The 15,820-nt window shown below is 70.4% G+C and carries 13 protein-coding genes and 1 pseudogene; 5 read left to right on the top strand and 9 right to left on the bottom strand.

What is annotated here, in order from left to right; all coding sequences use genetic code 11:
* Positions 1-132: 132 nt before the first annotated feature.
* On the bottom strand, positions 133-1,833 hold the full coding sequence (glpD, locus tag ACYVE7_RS15085; RefSeq protein ID WP_460365314.1) for a glycerol-3-phosphate dehydrogenase: 1,701 nt from the start codon (positions 1,831-1,833) through the stop codon (positions 133-135).
* A gap of 228 nt (positions 1,834-2,061) precedes the next feature.
* Between glpD and ACYVE7_RS15080 the strand changes: the two genes are divergently transcribed.
* Positions 2,062-3,309 carry a chymotrypsin family serine protease gene (locus ACYVE7_RS15080; RefSeq protein WP_460365312.1) on the top strand — a complete coding sequence of 416 codons (1,248 nt, stop codon included), beginning with the start codon at positions 2,062-2,064 and terminating at the stop codon, positions 3,307-3,309.
* Positions 3,306-3,977 (top strand): hypothetical protein, encoded by a 672-nt coding sequence (locus tag ACYVE7_RS15075; RefSeq protein ID WP_460365311.1) that lies wholly within the window; start codon positions 3,306-3,308, stop codon positions 3,975-3,977. The genes ACYVE7_RS15080 and ACYVE7_RS15075 overlap by 4 nt, the downstream gene beginning before the upstream one ends.
* 10 nt (positions 3,978-3,987) lie before the next feature.
* Here ACYVE7_RS15075 and ACYVE7_RS15070 read toward each other — a convergent pair whose 3' ends face one another.
* Positions 3,988-5,817, bottom strand: coding sequence for a M48 family metallopeptidase (locus tag ACYVE7_RS15070; protein ID WP_460365310.1), 1,830 nt, complete (start codon positions 5,815-5,817; stop codon positions 3,988-3,990).
* Positions 5,818-5,920: 103 nt separating this feature from the next.
* Between ACYVE7_RS15070 and ACYVE7_RS15065 the strand changes: the two genes are divergently transcribed.
* On the top strand, positions 5,921-6,850 hold the full coding sequence (locus ACYVE7_RS15065) for a hypothetical protein (RefSeq protein ID WP_460365309.1): 930 nt from the start codon (positions 5,921-5,923) through the stop codon (positions 6,848-6,850).
* On the opposite strand, the gene ACYVE7_RS15060 is transcribed toward ACYVE7_RS15065, so the two are convergent.
* The 3 genes from ACYVE7_RS15060 to guaB all read right to left on the bottom strand — a co-directional run bounded on the left by ACYVE7_RS15060 (position 6,847) and on the right by guaB (position 11,099).
* The gene (locus tag ACYVE7_RS15060; RefSeq protein WP_460365308.1) at positions 6,847-8,340 is read right to left on the bottom strand and encodes a vWA domain-containing protein; all 1,494 of its coding nucleotides are present in this window, start codon (positions 8,338-8,340) and stop codon (positions 6,847-6,849) included. The two genes, ACYVE7_RS15065 and ACYVE7_RS15060, sit on opposite strands and share 4 nt — an antisense overlap.
* Positions 8,341-8,411: 71 nt before the next feature.
* Positions 8,412-9,524 carry a GuaB3 family IMP dehydrogenase-related protein gene (locus ACYVE7_RS15055; RefSeq protein WP_460365307.1) on the bottom strand — a complete coding sequence of 371 codons (1,113 nt, stop codon included), beginning with the start codon at positions 9,522-9,524 and terminating at the stop codon, positions 8,412-8,414.
* A 63-nt stretch (positions 9,525-9,587) separates the two neighbouring features.
* Positions 9,588-11,099: an IMP dehydrogenase gene (gene guaB / locus ACYVE7_RS15050; RefSeq protein WP_460365306.1), complete on the bottom strand. Its 1,512-nt coding sequence runs from the start codon at positions 11,097-11,099 to the stop codon at positions 9,588-9,590.
* Positions 11,100-11,245: 146 nt separating this feature from the next.
* Here guaB and ACYVE7_RS15045 point away from each other — a divergent pair, with 146 nt between their 5' ends.
* A complete protein-coding gene (locus tag ACYVE7_RS15045; RefSeq protein ID WP_460365305.1) occupies positions 11,246-11,626 on the top strand; it encodes a DUF5319 domain-containing protein in 381 nt (126 codons plus the stop codon).
* Between the two features lie 157 nt (positions 11,627-11,783).
* Here ACYVE7_RS15045 and ACYVE7_RS15040 read toward each other — a convergent pair whose 3' ends face one another.
* The 4 genes from ACYVE7_RS15040 to groES form a co-directional block, all read right to left on the bottom strand.
* Positions 11,784-12,374 (bottom strand): hypothetical protein, encoded by a 591-nt coding sequence (locus ACYVE7_RS15040; RefSeq protein WP_460365304.1) that lies wholly within the window; start codon positions 12,372-12,374, stop codon positions 11,784-11,786.
* A complete protein-coding gene (locus tag ACYVE7_RS15035) occupies positions 12,371-12,967 on the bottom strand; it encodes a sigma-70 family RNA polymerase sigma factor (protein ID WP_460365313.1) in 597 nt (198 codons plus the stop codon). The genes ACYVE7_RS15040 and ACYVE7_RS15035 overlap by 4 nt, the downstream gene beginning before the upstream one ends.
* A 204-nt stretch (positions 12,968-13,171) precedes the next feature.
* Positions 13,172-14,794, bottom strand: coding sequence for a chaperonin GroEL (gene groL / locus ACYVE7_RS15030; RefSeq protein WP_460365303.1), 1,623 nt, complete (start codon positions 14,792-14,794; stop codon positions 13,172-13,174).
* A gap of 87 nt (positions 14,795-14,881) precedes the next feature.
* Positions 14,882-15,190 carry a co-chaperone GroES gene (groES, locus tag ACYVE7_RS15025; RefSeq protein ID WP_460365302.1) on the bottom strand — a complete coding sequence of 103 codons (309 nt, stop codon included), beginning with the start codon at positions 15,188-15,190 and terminating at the stop codon, positions 14,882-14,884.
* 205 nt (positions 15,191-15,395) lie between these two features.
* Here groES and ACYVE7_RS15020 point away from each other — a divergent pair.
* A pseudogene (locus ACYVE7_RS15020) lies at positions 15,396-15,820 on the top strand (SAM-dependent methyltransferase); the annotation flags it as partial.

The following is a 15,820-nucleotide window of genomic DNA, read 5'->3' as shown; positions in this document are numbered from 1 at the left end:
GAGCGGCGGTCAGGTGCGTGCCTCGGGGGTGCGGAGGAGGGAGCCAGCCTGGTTGGCTGGTGACCGACGACAAGCCCCCGAGGTGCGTGCCTGGGCGTCGCGCAGTAGGACCGAAGATTCATAAGACACGGCCTAGGCTCCCGCGGCCGGCGGGGACCCCGCCGGCTTGCGCGCTCGGAGCACCGCGACGATGTCGGGGGCGCCGCGGCGGCGGGCGTCGGCCTCCTGGTCGTCCTGGGAGAGCTGGGAGAGGCGTTCGGCCTCGACCCGTTTGGTGTAGTACTCGATCTCGCGGCTGGTCTGCTCGTCCGTCCAGCCGAGAATCGGGGCGACCAGGGCCGCGGCCTCCTCGGCGACGCCGACACCGCGGTCCCACAGCTCGATGGAGATCCGGGTGCGGCGCGCCAGGACGTCGTTGAGGTGGCGGGCGCCCTCATGGGTGGCCGCGTAGACGATCTCGGCGCGCAGATAGTCGTCGGCGCCGGTCAGCGGACGCGCCAGATCGGGACGTTCGGCGATCAGTTCCAGCAGATCGTCGATGAGGGTGCCGTACCGGCGGAGCAGATGCTCGATCCGCGCGACGTGCAGTTTGGAGCGGGCCGCCAACCGGTAGCGGGAGTTCCAGAGCGGGACGAACCCCTCACCGCCCACCAAGGTCACACCGTCGGTGCAGGACGGGGCGATCCTGCCGTCCAGGCCGTGGACGACGGCGTCGACGGCGTCCTTCGCCATCACCCGGTACGTCGTGTACTTCCCGCCGGCGATCATCACCAGTCCCGGCACCGGATGCGCGACCACATGCTCCCGCGACAGCTTCGACGTCTCCTCCGACTCGCCGCTCAGCAGCGGACGCAGCCCCGCGTAGACCCCCTCGACGTCGTCGGGGGTCAGCGGGACGTTCAGGAACGCGTTCACATGGTCGAGGACGTACTGGATGTCGGCGCCGGAGGCGGCGGGGTGGGCGCGGTCGAGCGTCCAGGTCGTGTCGGTCGTCCCGATGATCCAGTGGCGGCCCCACGGGATCACGAACAGCACGGATTTCTCGGTCCGCAGGATGATCCCCGACGAGCTGTGGATCCGGTCCCTGGGCACCACCAGATGCACGCCCTTGGACGCCCGCACATGGATCTGGCCCCGCCCGCCGACCAGGTCCTGGATGTCGTCGGTCCACACGCCGGTGGCGTTCACGACCTGCTTGGCCCGCACCTCCAGGCCCTCGCCGGTCTCCAGATCGCGCACCTGCACGCCGGTGACGCGCTCCCCTTCCCGCAGGAAACCGGTGCACTGGGTCCGTGACGCGATCTGCGCGCCGTACCCGGCGGCCGTCCGCAGCACCATCATCACGTAGCGGGCGTCGTCGACCTGGGCGTCCCAGTACTGGACCGCCCCGGTGAACGCGGCCTTCCGCAGCGACGGCGCCACTTTCAGCGCCTGCCGCCGGGTGAGGTGCCGGTGGTTCGGGACGCCCCGGCGCGCGCCCATCGACAGGGAAAGCGCGTCGTACAGGGCCACCCCGGCCCCCACATAGGCCCGCTCCCAGACGCGGTGGGTCATCGGGAACAGGAACGGCACCGGGCGCACCAGATGCGGGGCGATCCGCTGGAGCAGCAGCCCGCGCTCCGTCAACGCCTCCCGCACCAGATCGAAGTTGTACTGCTCCAGATACCGCAGTCCCCCATGGATCAGCTTCGACGACCGTGACGAGGTGCCCGACGCGAAGTCCCTGGCCTCCACCAGCGCCACCTTCAACCCGCGGGTGACGGCGTCGAGCGCCACCCCGGCCCCCACGATCCCCCCGCCCACCACGACGACGTCGAACTCCTCGCCCTGCATCGCCCCCAGGGCTCTGACCCGCTCCAGCGGCCCCAGCCGAGAACTCCCCAAACCGCCCACGCGCCCCCCCCCCCCTCGACCCCTACCGCCGAGTAGTCCCTTCCCCCGCCCCGCCCCGCACAACACCCGCGCCCGGGTGAACCTCCCCACAGAAAGGCCCGCTCTGGACGGAAACCCCAGACCGTGCCATGATCGCGAGACTTGTCGGAGATAACTGGAAAGCGGAGAATGTCGAAGAAGAAGCGTTCGCTGTTCGGCGGCATTCTCGGATCCCTTCTCCTGCCGCTCGGAACCGCTCCCGCCGTCGCCGATCCCGGGCCGCCGGCCGACTCGTCGCTCATCGACGCGTTCATCGCGGAAAAGGGCCACGTATTCCTCGCCCGGCAGGGACGGCTGCTCGATTTCAAAAGCTGGATCACCGACCTTCCCGGGCTGGACTCCAGCGGATATGTGGAATCGGTGAACGACGCGCGGAATCTGCGCACGGAACTGCTGTGGGCCGGGAAACCGACCCCTTTGCTGCGCAGGATCGCGGCCGAAGGGGCACGGCGCGGCATCGGGGTCTCCGTGCGGCCGCGAACCCATGCGCTGCCGGAGTTGAAGGCGGCCGTCGCGGCGGTGTTCGACGGGGTGGAGCGCGGGGACTGGCCCGGGTTCGAGGTCACCAACGTCACCGGGGTGAGCGCGGAGTTCGACGGGATCGTCGTCCACGGGCGGCGCAGGCCAGGCGCCGCGAAGGAGACGCCTGGGGTGCCCGGCAGCGTCGCAGGGGTCGAGGTTCGGGTGGAAAGCGGCTCTGAGCTGCAGTTGGCGGCCACCAGGAGCGCCGACACCGCGCCGTACAACGCGGGCGGGCTGATGTTCAGCGCCGCCGGGAAGAAGGCGTGCTCGACCGGGTTCGGGATCACGATCAACGGGACGCCGCGGGTGACGACCGCCCGGCACTGCAAGGCCGGCGACTGGGTCACCTACGACGGGCTGCGGCCCTACGGCTCCTACGTCGCCAACTCGGGCGACGGCGGCGGGCGCGTGTACAGCGGAGCGTCCTCGGCCCTGGTGTTCGACGGGGCGTGGAACACCGCCGACTACACCAAACGCGTCATCGGCTACGGCCGTCTCAGCCTGAACGACTATGTGTGCACCAGCGGCGGCAATTCCGGAGTCCACTGCAATATCAAGGTGACGTCCATGTGGGAATCGTTCAATGACGGAACGGGCGTTTTCGCGACCCTTCGCGGAGTGCACCAGGGCGGGCAGATCGCGTCCGCGAAAGGCGACAGCGGCGGCCCCGTCATCACGCTCGGCGGCACCGGCCAGGTCTATGCCGCCGGAATGATCCAGGGCGGTTCGAAAGCGGTCAGCTGTTCCGGCATTCACGAATGGACCGGCGCGTTCTGCACGTCCGACGTGTACTTCAGCTCCATGGAGACGATCGTCCGCTCCCTCCCCGGAGCCGCCCTCAGGACGAGCGGTTGAAGCGCGTCCTGGTGGCCGCGGCGGCCCTGGCCCTGCTCCCGGCCGCACTGGCCCTCGGCGACGGCCCCTCCCCGGAGGTTCCGGCCCCGGCCGTCACCACCTCACCGGGACCTGTCTCCATCTCCGCACCCGCCTCCGCCCGGATGCTCATCGGCTGCGCCGGCCGCCCCCTGAAGGACGATTTCCATGACGCCCTCGACTCCGGCGCCTCGATCATCGTCGGCCACGTCGAGCTGACCGGCCGTTCCAACACCACCGACCAGATCTTCGACGAGATGCTGCTGACCTCCGTCCGCACCCTCGCAGGCCCCAAGATCCGCAGCGGCATCACAGCCTGGATCTCCGGCGAGCGCGGCCCGGCCGGCCCAGCCACCGGCGGCCCCTCCGGCGCCATCTGGTCCCCCGACGGCGGAATCCTCGCCATCCTCTGGCCGAACGGCCTAGCCGACCCCCCTACCCGCCGCCTCAGCCCGGGCCTCCGCCTGGCCCCCCTCGTCAACGGCCAGGTGATCCTCAGCACCGCCGGCTGCTGGTCCGCCCAGGGCCTCCCCTCCACCCCCTTCACCGCCCCCCTCTCCGAAATCCCCGGCAGCAACTCCTACACCCGAGCCGCCGAAACCGGCTTCACCGCCGTCCCCCTCACCACCATCGAACCCCTCACCCGCTGACGATCCGTTCTCAGTTCGCCAGATGGACGCGCTTCAGCATCGTGGTCAGCGCCTCCTGCGACTTCTTGGTGAGGGTCTCGCTGGTCAGCCGCTCGGCCAGTTCCACCCGTCGGCCGTCATGGCGGACGAGCGTCGCCTTGACCGGGATCTCCCGGTGCACCTCGGCGTCCACCAGCTCCTCGTACGGCAGATAGCCGTACCGTGCGGCGAGGCTCTCGGGCGAGGAGTCCTCGATCAGTTCCCGGAGCCGCTTCTCCCCCTTGCCGGTGGATCCGGCCCCGGCCACCAGGATGAGCCCGGTGGTGAGGATCAGCAGATCGTGGTCGTTCCCGTCGACCTTGACGTTGGCGATCCCGCCGATCAGCTCCGCGCCCGCGACCGGCGCCGTCACCGCGTGGACGGCGGCGGATTCCACCCGCACCCCCAGCTCGGTGAGGCGGAGCCGGGCGGCCGCCGGGTCGCTGACGGCGAGCTCCGCCACCGGCCGGAGATCGAGCTCGCCGTCCACGGCGGCTAGGACCGCGGGCCCCGACCACGAGTGCACGAACCGCAGCACCCCCGAGTTGAGCGCGGCGAGCTCCATCAGCCCGGCCAGCAGCGGGACGGTCTCGCCCGGCAGCTCCTTGCGGGTGGCGTCGGGGAACAGCGGCTGCGCGAAGTCGGCGAGCCGGCCGGCGGCGATCAGTTCCAGGACGTCACCGAGCCCCGGCCTGGCCAGACCGGTGGAGCGCGCGATCGCACGGAACGCTCGGTCGGCGTCGGCCTGCCGGAGCGAGGTCAGGGCCGCGTTCGTGAAGTCCGGCCACGGGAGCGGGGTGCGGCCCGCCGCGTTGATCAGGTTCTGCTGTGCGCGCTGCCGGACGGCCGCCGGGTCCGCGAGGAGCAGCTGGGCGGGACGTGCGTCGGCGGGACGGCCGTCCTCGGGCGACGCCATGATCGTCTCGATCCGGCGGCCGATCGGCGGGTGGGTGTCCCAGCGGGAGCCCTCCCCGTCCGGCTCCTCCGCCCGGAGGTCCTCCAGTTCGTCGCGGCGCGCTTCGAGCAGCGCCGCGAACCCGGCGAACAGGTCGTCGGGCGTGTGGCCAGCGGACCAGCCGGCCTCGACGTACGCGCCGAGGTAGAAGCCGTAGGCGGCGTCGAGCACGGGCAGCTCGCGCAGCGCGGAGGCGGCGGCGTCCCGTCCCGCGAGCCGAACGGACGCACGGTCGGCCTCCAGCTCCTGACGGCGTGAGACGGCATTGTCGACCAGCAGGTAGAGCCGCGCGTAGAGCTTCAACGGCCAGGCGGCGACGTTGGCGTTGGAGACCCCGCCGAGCGCCGTCCCGATGGCCAGGCGGCCCCGGTAGGCGGAGCCCGCCAGCCGGGTGTGCCTGCCCGAGTAGTGGCCGAGCTCGTGCGCGAGCACCGCCCGCATCTGGTCGACGCGCAGCCCGAGCAGCAGCGGGACTCCGATGGCGAGGGTCCGTTTGCCGCCGATCAGGCCGAGCAGCCTGGTCTGCTCGTGGACGGCGGCGTTGACGTCCGCGATCAGCACGATCTCCTTCGGCGCTCTGGTCCGCACCTCGGCGGCCAGCTCGCGGACCGTCGCCCACAGCTCGGGCGCGTCGGCCTGACTCACCCGCACACCGTTCGGCGGCACGTCCTTGGCCTTGACGGCGCGCCAGAGCCCGAGGCCGACACCACCGAAGATCAAGAGGACGACGGGCTTGAGCAGGTGGTATCCCGCGGGAATGTGGCTGCCGTCGAGCAGCAGGATCACTCCGACGAACGCGGCGACCAGCTCGACGAGCGCGACCAGAAAGAATCCGGCCAGCATCAAAAGGGACAACAGGGCACGCAAAAAGGGCTCCTTGATGGGGGTGCCGGGAAAAATATCCCACTTCCGGCCCTCCCGACCAGCCCACTAAGATCACGAAATCTCCCCGATCAAAGGATTCCGCGACATGGGCCTGTTCCGCCGCAGAAGCAAGTCCCAGCAGCCGTTCGTCCTGGACCCGTTCCTCGGGGACCCCGCCGCCCGAGCCCTCCACGCCGCACTCACCGCCCGCGACTGGCCCACCGCCCGCACGATCCTCTCCGCGGCTTCCGGCCACGCCGAGCGGAACTTTCTGCTCTGGCATGCCTCGGAAGTGCCCGGCGTCGAGGAATGGATCTCCCGGGCGGAGCCGGGGTCGAATCTCGCCCTGGTCGTCGAAGGGATCCGCGCGATCAGCTGGGCCTGGGAGGCACGCGGCACCGCGTACGCGAACCAGACGTCGCAGGAGCAGTTCCATCTGTTCTTCCGCAGGTTGAAGACCGCCGAGGACTGTCTCGACGAGGCCGTCGACCGCGATCCGAACGACGCCGCCGCCTGGTCCGCCCTGGTGACGCTCGCCATGGCCAGGAGCGCCGACCGTGCCGAGGCCGAGCGGAGGTTCGCCCGTGCCGTCGCGGCCGACCCCGAGCGCAGGGCCGGGCACTCCGCGATGCTCACCTACCTGTGCCAGAAGTGGAAGGGCAGCCATGAGGAGATGTTCGCGTTCGCCCGCGAGTCCGCCGCGCGCAACCCCTCCCTCCATGACCTGATCCCCAAAGCGCATATCGAGAGATGGCTCGCCGACGACGGGGACGACCACTTCGCCAGTCCCGACGTCCAGGCCGAACTGCGCGCCGCCGCCAACCAGACGATCATGTCGCCGTCGTTCCGTCCGTCCCCGCTGAACGCGGTCAGCCTGAACGACTTCGCGATGGCGTTCGCCCTCGCCGACGACCACGTCTACGGCCGCAGAGCCTTCGACCTCATCGGAAACCTCGTCACCGAGGGGCCCTGGTACTTCCTCAACGGCACCCCGGCGGAGAACTTCACCCGCTTCAAGGCAAGGGCGACGGCCTAGAGGATGCCGGCGGTGGTGGCGGTGCGGAGCCAGAGGGGGAATTCGGACAGGAGGCGGTCGTAGAGTTCGGGGTCGGAGATCCGGTCGATGTCGTCGACGCTGAAGAAACCGGCGTTGTCGACGCGGCGGCCCGGCATGGTGTCGAACCGTTCGAGGACGCCGTAGTTGGCGTTGCCGAGGCCGATGAACTGCCAGAAGATGGGCAGATGGGACGCCTCGATGAGGAGCTGGCTGATCTCGCGGTCCTTGTAGATGCCGCCGTCGGAGAAGAACAGGACGAGGACCGGCGGGCCCGGCGGCGACTGCCGGTAGAAGTCGATCAGATCGCGGATGACGGCGGGTTCGTTGTTCGCGAACCCCAGCGAGTCCCGTTTGAGCCGCAGCCCCCGCTTGGGCGCGTTCTCTGTCAGCCCGTGCTTGGTGCCGAGTTTGACGTTCGCGTCGATCCACCACGCCAGTTCCGGGACGCGTAGCGCCGGCAGCCGTTTCGCGTCGCTCGCGAACGCCCACGCCGCCATCGACCCGTCCACGGAGAGCTGCGCCGCGACCGCCGCCATCCGCTCCACGACCCGCCCCACCGTCCCCCGCGAGTACAGCATCGCCATCGACCCCGACCCGTCCAGCACCAACCCCACCCGAGCCCTGACCCCCACCAGCCCTTTCTTCTCCAACACCACACCGGCCGCCTGCTTACTCAACGACACCCGCTTCCGCATCTCCACCGGCAACCCGGCCACATCCCCATCCCCCTCCCGCCCCACCCCAGAAACCCCCTGCCCGTACTGCGGCTGCGACGCCTGAGGCGGCTGCCCGTACGGCTGGCCCTGAGACGGCTGGCCGAACTGCGGCGACCCGGGCTGGCCGTACTGCGGCAGGGCCTGGGGTGGCTGGCCGAACTGTGGTGGCGTGGGCTGGCCGTGTTGGGGGTGGGTGTGGGGTGGTTGGGCGGGGGGTGGGGGCGTGGGGGGTTCGATGGTGACGCCGTAGTCGGTGGCCAGGCCGGCCAGGCCGGTGTCGTAGCCCTGGCCGACGGCGCGGACCTTCCATTCGCGGACGCCGTCGGGGCGGGTCCTGCGGTAGATCTCGCCGAGCAGGATCAGGGTCTCGGTGGTGAGGCCGTCGACGGGGAACTCGGCGACCAGGGGGCCGTCCTGCGCCCACACGCCGAGCCGCACTCCCGCGACGCCCGCGAAGGTCCCGCTGTCAACGGACGCCGCCAGCACCACCCGATCGACGGACTCGGGCAACGCCCCCGGCCGCACCGCGAACCCCTGGATCCCGGGCCCGTGCGCGACCAGCCGCACCGCGCCGGCGGCGGCCTCCGGCTGGTTGTAGAAGACGAAGTCGTCGTCGGAGGAGACCTTCCCGGACGCCCCGACGAGCAGCGCCGAAACGTCGATCTCCCGCCCGCCCCCGACAGTCCACGCCAGCCGGACGTCGAGGTCGGCGGCGGGCAACGAAAGGTTCTGGCCCTTACCGAGCAGCGTCATGCCCGGCACCCTACCCGCAGCGACGGAAAAGCGGCCGAAGCCCGAAGGCCCCGGCCGCTCTGCCCCGCGCCTCAGTCCGTGACGACGACCTGGACGCGCTGGAAGTCCTTGACCTCGGTGTACCCCGAGGTGGCCATGGCCCGTTTGAGCGCGCCGATCAGGTTCATCGACCCGTCGGCGACGTGCGACGGCCCGTACAGGATCTGCTCGAGCGTCCCGATGGTGCCGAGGTCGAGCCGGGTGCCGCGCGGCACGTCGCCGTGGTGGGCCTCGGAGCCCCAGTGGTAGCCGCGTCCCGGCGCCTCGGTGGCCCGCGCGACCGGCGAGCCGATCATGACGGCGTCGGCGCCGCAGGCGATGGCCCTGGCGATGTCGCCGGACGCCCGCATCCCGCCGTCCGCGATCACGTGCACATACCGGCCGCCGGATTCGTCCAGATAGTCCTTGCGGGCGGCCGCGACGTCCGCGACGGCCGTGGCCATCGGGATCGCGACGCCCAGCACCCCGCTGGTGGTGTGCGCCGACCCGCCGCCGAACCCGACGAGCACGCCCGCCGCGCCCGTCCGCATCAGGTGCAGGGCCGCCTGGTAGGTGGCGCATCCGCCGACGATCACCGGCACGTCGAGGTCGTAGATGAACTGCTTGAGGTTCAGCGGTTCGGCCCGCCCCGACACGTGCTCGGCCGAGACGGTCGTGCCGCGGATCACGAACAGGTCGACCCCGGCGTCCACGACCGCTTTGTAGTACTTCGCCGTCCGCTGCGGCGACAGCGACGCGGCGACCGTCACCCCGCTGTCGCGGATCTCGGCGATCCGCTGCCCGATCAGCTCTTCCTTGATCGGCGCGGAGTACACCTCCTGGAGCCGCTGGGTGGCGCGGGCGTCGTCCAGCGACGCGATCTCGGCGAGCAGCGGCAGCGGGTCCTCATACCTCGTCCACAGACCTTCGAGGTCGAGGACGCCGAGCCCGCCGAGGTTGCCGACGGCGATGGCGGTCGCCGGGCTCATCACGCTGTCCATCGGCGCGACGAGCACCGGGATCTCGAAGCGGTAGGCGTCGATCTGCCAGGCGACGCTGACCTCCTCGGGGTCGCGCGTGCGACGGGACGGAACGATCCCGATCTCGTCGAGCGCGTAGGCCCTGCGGCCGCTCTTGCCTCGCCCGATCTCAACCTCAGCAGCCACCGGTTAACCCTTCAAGTGGAGTTGATTACACCCGATTCTAGCGGCTGCCCCGGTGGCCCCGGGCTATCGGCCCTGGTAGTTGGGGGCTTCGACCGTCATCTGGATGTCGTGGGGGTGCGACTCCTTGAGCCCGGCCGAGGTGATCTGCATGAGCCGGCCGTTGGCCTGCAGGTCGGGGATGGTGCGCGAGCCGGTGTACCACATCGACTGGTGCAGCCCGCCGACGAGCTGGTGGGCGACCGAGGCCAGCGGGCCGCGGTAGGGCACCTGCCCTTCGACGCCTTCGGGGATCAGGTTGTCGGTGGCGACGTCGGCCTGGGCGTAGCGGTCCTTGGAGTAGGACTTGCCGCCGCGCTCGCGGTTGCGCATGGCGCCCAGCGACCCCATGCCCCGGTACGCCTTGTACTGCTTGCCGTGCACGAAGATCAGCTCGCCCGGCGATTCGTCCACTCCGGCGAGCAGCGAGCCGAGCATGACGGTGTCGGCGCCGGCCGCGATGGCCTTGCCGATGTCGCCGGAGTACTGCAGGCCGCCGTCGCCGATCACCGGCACCCCGGCCGGACGGGCGGCGCGCGCCGCCTCGTAGATCGCGGTGAGCTGCGGCACACCGACCCCGGCCACGACGCGGGTGGTGCAGATCGAGCCGGGCCCGACCCCCACCTTGACGCCGTCCGCCCCGGCGTCGACCAGCATCTTCGCCCCGTCGTAGGTGGCGATGTTCCCGCCGATCACCTGGACCCGCGAGTTGGCCTTGATCTTGCCGATGGTGTCGGCGACGCCCTTGGAGTGCCCCTGGGCGACGTCCACGATGATCGCGTCGACCCCGGCCTCGATCAGCGCCTGAGCCCGCTTGACGGCGTCCTCGCCCACACCGACCGCGGCCGCGACGACCAGCCGGCCCTCGGGGTCCTTGGTGGCATCGGGGTAACGCTCGGTCTTGGTGAAGTCCTTGACGGTGATCAGCCCGCGCAGCCGGCCCTCACCGTCGATCAACGGCAGCTTCTCGATCTTGTTGCTGGCCAGCAGCGCGAACGCTTCCTCCCGGGTGACGTGCTCGGGCGCCGTCACCAGCGGCATCGGCGTCATCACCTCGCGGACGGGCCGGTCCAGATCGCTCTCGAACCGGGTGTCGCGGTTGGTGACGATGCCCAGCAGCACGCCGCGCTCGTCGGTGACCGGCACGCCGGAGATCCGGTACCGCGCGCACAGCTCCTCGACGTCCCGGAGCGTCGCGAAAGGCGAACAGGTGATCGGATTGGTGATCATCCCTGCCTCGGACCGCTTCACGGTGTCGACGTCGGCCGCCTGGTCCTCGATCGACATGTTCCGGTGCAGGACCCCCACACCGCCCTGCCGCGCCATCGCGATCGCCATCCGCGCCTCGGTCACGGTGTCCATCGCGCTCGACAGCAACGGCATCCGCAGGCTGATCCCCTTGGAAAGACGCGTCGTGGTGTCGGCGTCACCCGGCTGCATGTCCGAATAGCCCGGAAGCAGCAGCACGTCGTCGAAGGTCAGGCCCGCCGGGGCGAACTTGTCCGTGTCCACAGCCCAAGAATTTGCAGGCACAGCCATGATCGACCTTCCGTAGCGGCGGCAATTGAAACCCATCGTAGGCCTAACAACTCCCAAGACCTGCGCGTTCCCCTCTTCGATCATTTGAGAAAAGCCATCCTGTGGACGGTTGCGAGCGACCGGCATATCCGCAGTAGTTTGGGGGTGTGCACGACGAAGCGCCGCTCGACCCCTTCGCCGGCGACCCGGACGACCCGGCCGCCGCCCTCGGCGAGCTCGAAGAGATCGCGCCGCTCAGCGCGGCCGAGCGTGAGGACGTGCTCGCGGATCTCGCCGACCTCGAAGTGTTCCGGACCCTGCTGGAACCCCTGGGGGTGCGCGGGCTGACCGTCGACTGTGAGGACTGTGGCAAGACTCACTACATCGACTGGGAGCTCCTGCGCGGCAACCTCCACCACCTCCTCGACGAGGGCCAGCCCCGGGTCCACGAACCCGCGCTGAACCCCGACCCCATCGACTACGTCACCTGGGACTACGCCCGCGGCTACGTCGACGGCGTCATCGACTCCGAAGAGGGGCGCTCTTAGCGCTGCGCACCGGCCACCGGGGGCTCTAGAGCGACGGCGCGCCTTGCTGCCGGATGCAGGAGCGTAGGCGACGTGGCCTTGGCGGGCGTCAGCGTCACGTGCCGCCCGCAGACGCTGCTCGGCCAGATGCAAGAGCGCAGGTGACGTGAGCTCGGCGTCAGCGCCAGGAGCCGTCGCGTAGGTGCTGTTCGACGATCTCTCTGATCTCGTCGGCGGACTGCTGGACCGCGCCGGAGGGGAAGACCGGCTGCTGGGTCTTCTTCGTCGGCATCGGAGACGGTATCGGCGTGGGCTTCGGCTGGACGGCCTTGGGCGGCTCGGGTGTTTTCTGCGGGGCGGGCGCCGGAGGGGTCTTCGCGGCGCGCTTGGGCTGGAGCCGGGGCGTGCTGGTGCTGTTGTGCGGGGACGAGCGGGTCGGTTCGTCGCGGTCAGGCCAGCCGCCGCCCGCGGCCGCCACCCCCGTCGTCGCGAGCACCGCCGAAGCGACGCCCACCGCCACCGCCGTCCGCACCCCCCGTGAGGACCGGCGGCGCTGCCGCAGGTCGACGGGCTCGGCCAGCCCGAAAGCCGCCTCACCGGCGGAGCCCGGCACCCGGTCGAGATCGTCGAGCAGGGAGCGGAGCAGCCGGACGGCCGCGTCATGATCCCCCGACGGGTCGGGGGCGCGTTCGGCGAGCCGGTCGAACAGGGCGTCGGTGGCGCGCAGGGAGGGGAGGTCGACCGGTTCGGTCTCCCCGGCGCTCGTCAAGTGCCCGACTCCTCCATCGCCACCGCCATGGCACGCAGGCGAGCGAGCGCCCGGTGCTGCGCCACCCGTACGGCGCCCGCGGTCATGCCGAGCACATTACCGGTCTCCTCGGCCGACAGCCCGGCGACCACCCGCAGCAGCACCAGTTCCCGCTGCTGCTCCGGCAGCCTGTCCAGCAGGTCGCGGGCCTGCTCGGCCTCGAGGTACCGGATCGCGGTCTCCTCCGGGCCCGGCCGCTCGTCGGGGCCGTCCGGAAGGTCCTCGGTCGGCACGGCCGTCCGGATCGCGCTGCGCAGCGCGTCCGCGATCTTGTGGGCCGCGATCCCGAACACGAACGACGCGAACGGCCGTCCCATGTCGCGGTAGCGCGGCAGCGCCGACAGAACCGCTATGCACACCTCCTGTGCCACGTCGTCGGCCGCGTGGTACTGCCCTGACACGCGTCCCAGACGTGCCCTGCAGTAACGCACCACCATCGGCCGAACCTGCCCGATGAGGACCTCGGTGGCCCCCGTATCCCCCTGCACCGCGAGAGTCGCCAGTTCTCGCAGGTCAGGCTCGCTCTCATCATTGCGGGACGGCCGCGGCACCACCACGTGCACGGCCTCGGTCCCGACGATCGCAGCCTCCGTCACGTAGAGCACTATGCCCAGCCCAGTGGTCGATGTCTTCACAGTCGACGACAACAGAATGGTCACAGTGCGAGCACAGGACGTACGAAAGACGCGAATACCCCCGGTGGCCGAGCCACCGGGGGTATTCGTGATCAGTGCCGAGCGGGCCGCGAGGGCCGGTGCTCAGTGACCGTGGCCGTGCCCGTGGCCGCCGCCCGCGGCGGGGGCCTCTTCCTCGGGCCGCTCCACGACGAGCACCTCGGTGGTGAGGAGCATCCCCGCGATGGAGGCGGCGTTGGTGACGGCCGAGCGGGTGACCTTGACCGGGTCGATGACGCCCTGGGCCTTGAGGTCGCCGTAGGTGTCGGTCGCCGCGTTGTAGCCGGAGCCGGCGGGCAGCTCCTGCACCTTGGCGACGACGACGTAGCCTTCCTGGCCGGCGTTCTCGGCGATCCAGCGCAGCGGCTCGACCAGCGAGCGGCGCAGCGCCTCGGCGCCGGTGGCCTCGTCGCCGGTCAGGCCGAGGGACTCGAAGCCGTCCTTGGACACGTGCGCGAGCGCGGAGCCGCCGCCGGAGACGATGCCCTCCTCGATCGCGGCACGGGTCGCGGAGATCGCGTCCTCGAGCCGGTGCTTCTTCTCCTTGAGCTCGACCTCGGTGGCCGCGCCCACGCGGAGCACGCACACGCCGCCGGCGAGCTTCGCGAGCCGCTCCTGCAGCTTCTCGCGGTCCCAGTCGGAGTCGCTGTTGTCGATCTCGACCTTGATCTGGCGGACCCGGTCGGAGATCGCCTGGGCGTCGCCGAGGCCGTCCACGATGGTGGTGGAGTCCTTGGTGACGGTGATCCGGCGGGCCTGGCCGAGCACGTCCAGGCCGACGGAGTCGAGCTTGAGGCCGATGGCCTCGGACACGACCTGGCCGCCGGTCAGGATCGCGATGTCGCCGAGCATCGCCTTGCGGCGGTCGCCGAAGCCCGGAGCCTTGACGGCCACGGACAGGAACGTGCCGCGGATCTTGTTCGCGACGAGCAGGGCCAGGGCCTCGCCCTCGACGTCCTCGGCGATGACCAGCAGCGCCTTCTTGGACTGCGCGACCTTCTCGGCGAGCGGCAGGAACTCGTTGACCGAGCTGATCTTGCCTTCGACGACGAGCACGTAGGCGTCATCGAGGATGGCCTCCATGCGCTCGGGGTCGGTCACCATGTGCGGCGACAGGTAGCCCTTGTCGAACTGCAGGCCCTCGGTGAACTCCAGCTCCATGCCGAAGGTGTGGGCCTCTTCGACGGTGATGACACCGTCCTTGCCGACCTTGTCGAACGCCTCGGCGATCAGCTCGCCGATCACGGTGTCCTGCGCGGAGATCGCGCCGACGTTCGCGATGGCGGCCTTGTCGCCGACCTCGGTGGCCGACTTCAGCAGCAGGTCGGAGACGTGCTTGGCGGCGATGTCGATGCCGCGCTTGAGGCCCAGCGGGGAAGCGCCGGCGGCGACGTTGCGCAGGCCCTCGCGGACCAGCGCCTGCGCCAGGACCGTCGCCGTCGTGGTGCCGTCACCGGCGACGTCGTTGGTCTTGGTGGCGACTTCCTTGACGAGCTGAGCGCCCAGGTTCTCGTACGGGTTCTCCAGCTCGACCTCGCGGGCGATGGTGACACCGTCGTTGGTGATGGTGGGCGCGCCGAACTTCTTGTCGATGACGACGTTGCGGCCGCGCGGGCCGATCGTCACCTTGACGGCGTCGGCGAGAGCGTTGACGCCCCGCTCGAGGGCGCGGCGGGCGTCCTCGTCGAACTCCAGGATCTTGGCCATGTTCTGGGATTTCCCTCGTTGTCAAAAGCGCAACGCCCCGGCCGCCCAGACGGGCCGCCGGGGCGGAGCGCACAGCTTGTGGCTGGGCTACTTCTCTACGATCGCGAGAACGTCGCGGGCGGAGAGGACGAGGTAGTCCTGGCCGCTGTAACGGACTTCGGTGCCGCCGTACTTGGAGTACAGGACGACGTCGCCGACGGCGACGTCGAGCGGAACACGGGCGCCCTTGTCGTCGACCCGGCCGGGTCCGACGGCGAGAACGGTGCCCTCCTGGGGCTTCTCCTTGGCGGTGTCAGGGATGACCAGGCCGGAGGCGGTGGTGGTCTCGGCCTCGAGGGGCTGGACCACGATCCGGTCCTCGAGCGGCTTGAGAACAACCTTGGTGGCGGTCGACATGTCGAAACCTCCCCTTTGATTGTGATCTTGAAGATAACTTTGTCAGTCAGGAGGCGACTTCCGACCGGCCTGTCGTCGCGGGTGCCAGACCGGGCTCGTCGCTGTTGGCACTCACACTAGGAGAGTGCCAGTCATGGAGATTATGCCGTGACCTGGACCCAGTCAACCGGACTCTCGGTGAACGGCGGCCCTTACGGTGTCCATTATGGAGATCGACGGATTCGAGGAGCTGCTGACCCCCTCCGGCCAGGACGTTCTGCTCTCAGCGATGGAGTCCGATACGTCCGAGAAGGGGCTGCTCCGGTCGGCCACCAGGCTGCGCAGGGATCACTCCGCGTCACTGGTGTCCGCCGCACTCACCCAGGTGCGGCTCCGGCAGCGCGCCGCAGCCAAGTTCGGCCAGGACGCCGCCCGCATGTACTTCACGCCGCACGGGCTCGAGCAGTCCACCCGCGCCTCCGTCGCCCGCTACCGTGCCGGCCGGTTCACCGGACCCGTCCTGGAGCTGGGCTGCGGCATCGGCGGCGACCTCCTGCACCGGGCCAGGGCCGGGGTCGCGGGTCGCGGCGTCGACCTCGATCCGCTGACGGTCGCCGTGGCCCGCGCCAACCTCCGCGCCTTCGCCGTGGA

The sequence above is a fragment of the Actinocorallia lasiicapitis genome (assembly GCF_054778695.1).
The sequence above is the reverse complement of the archived record's forward strand: the minus strand, read 5'-3'. Positions and strand labels throughout refer to the sequence as shown.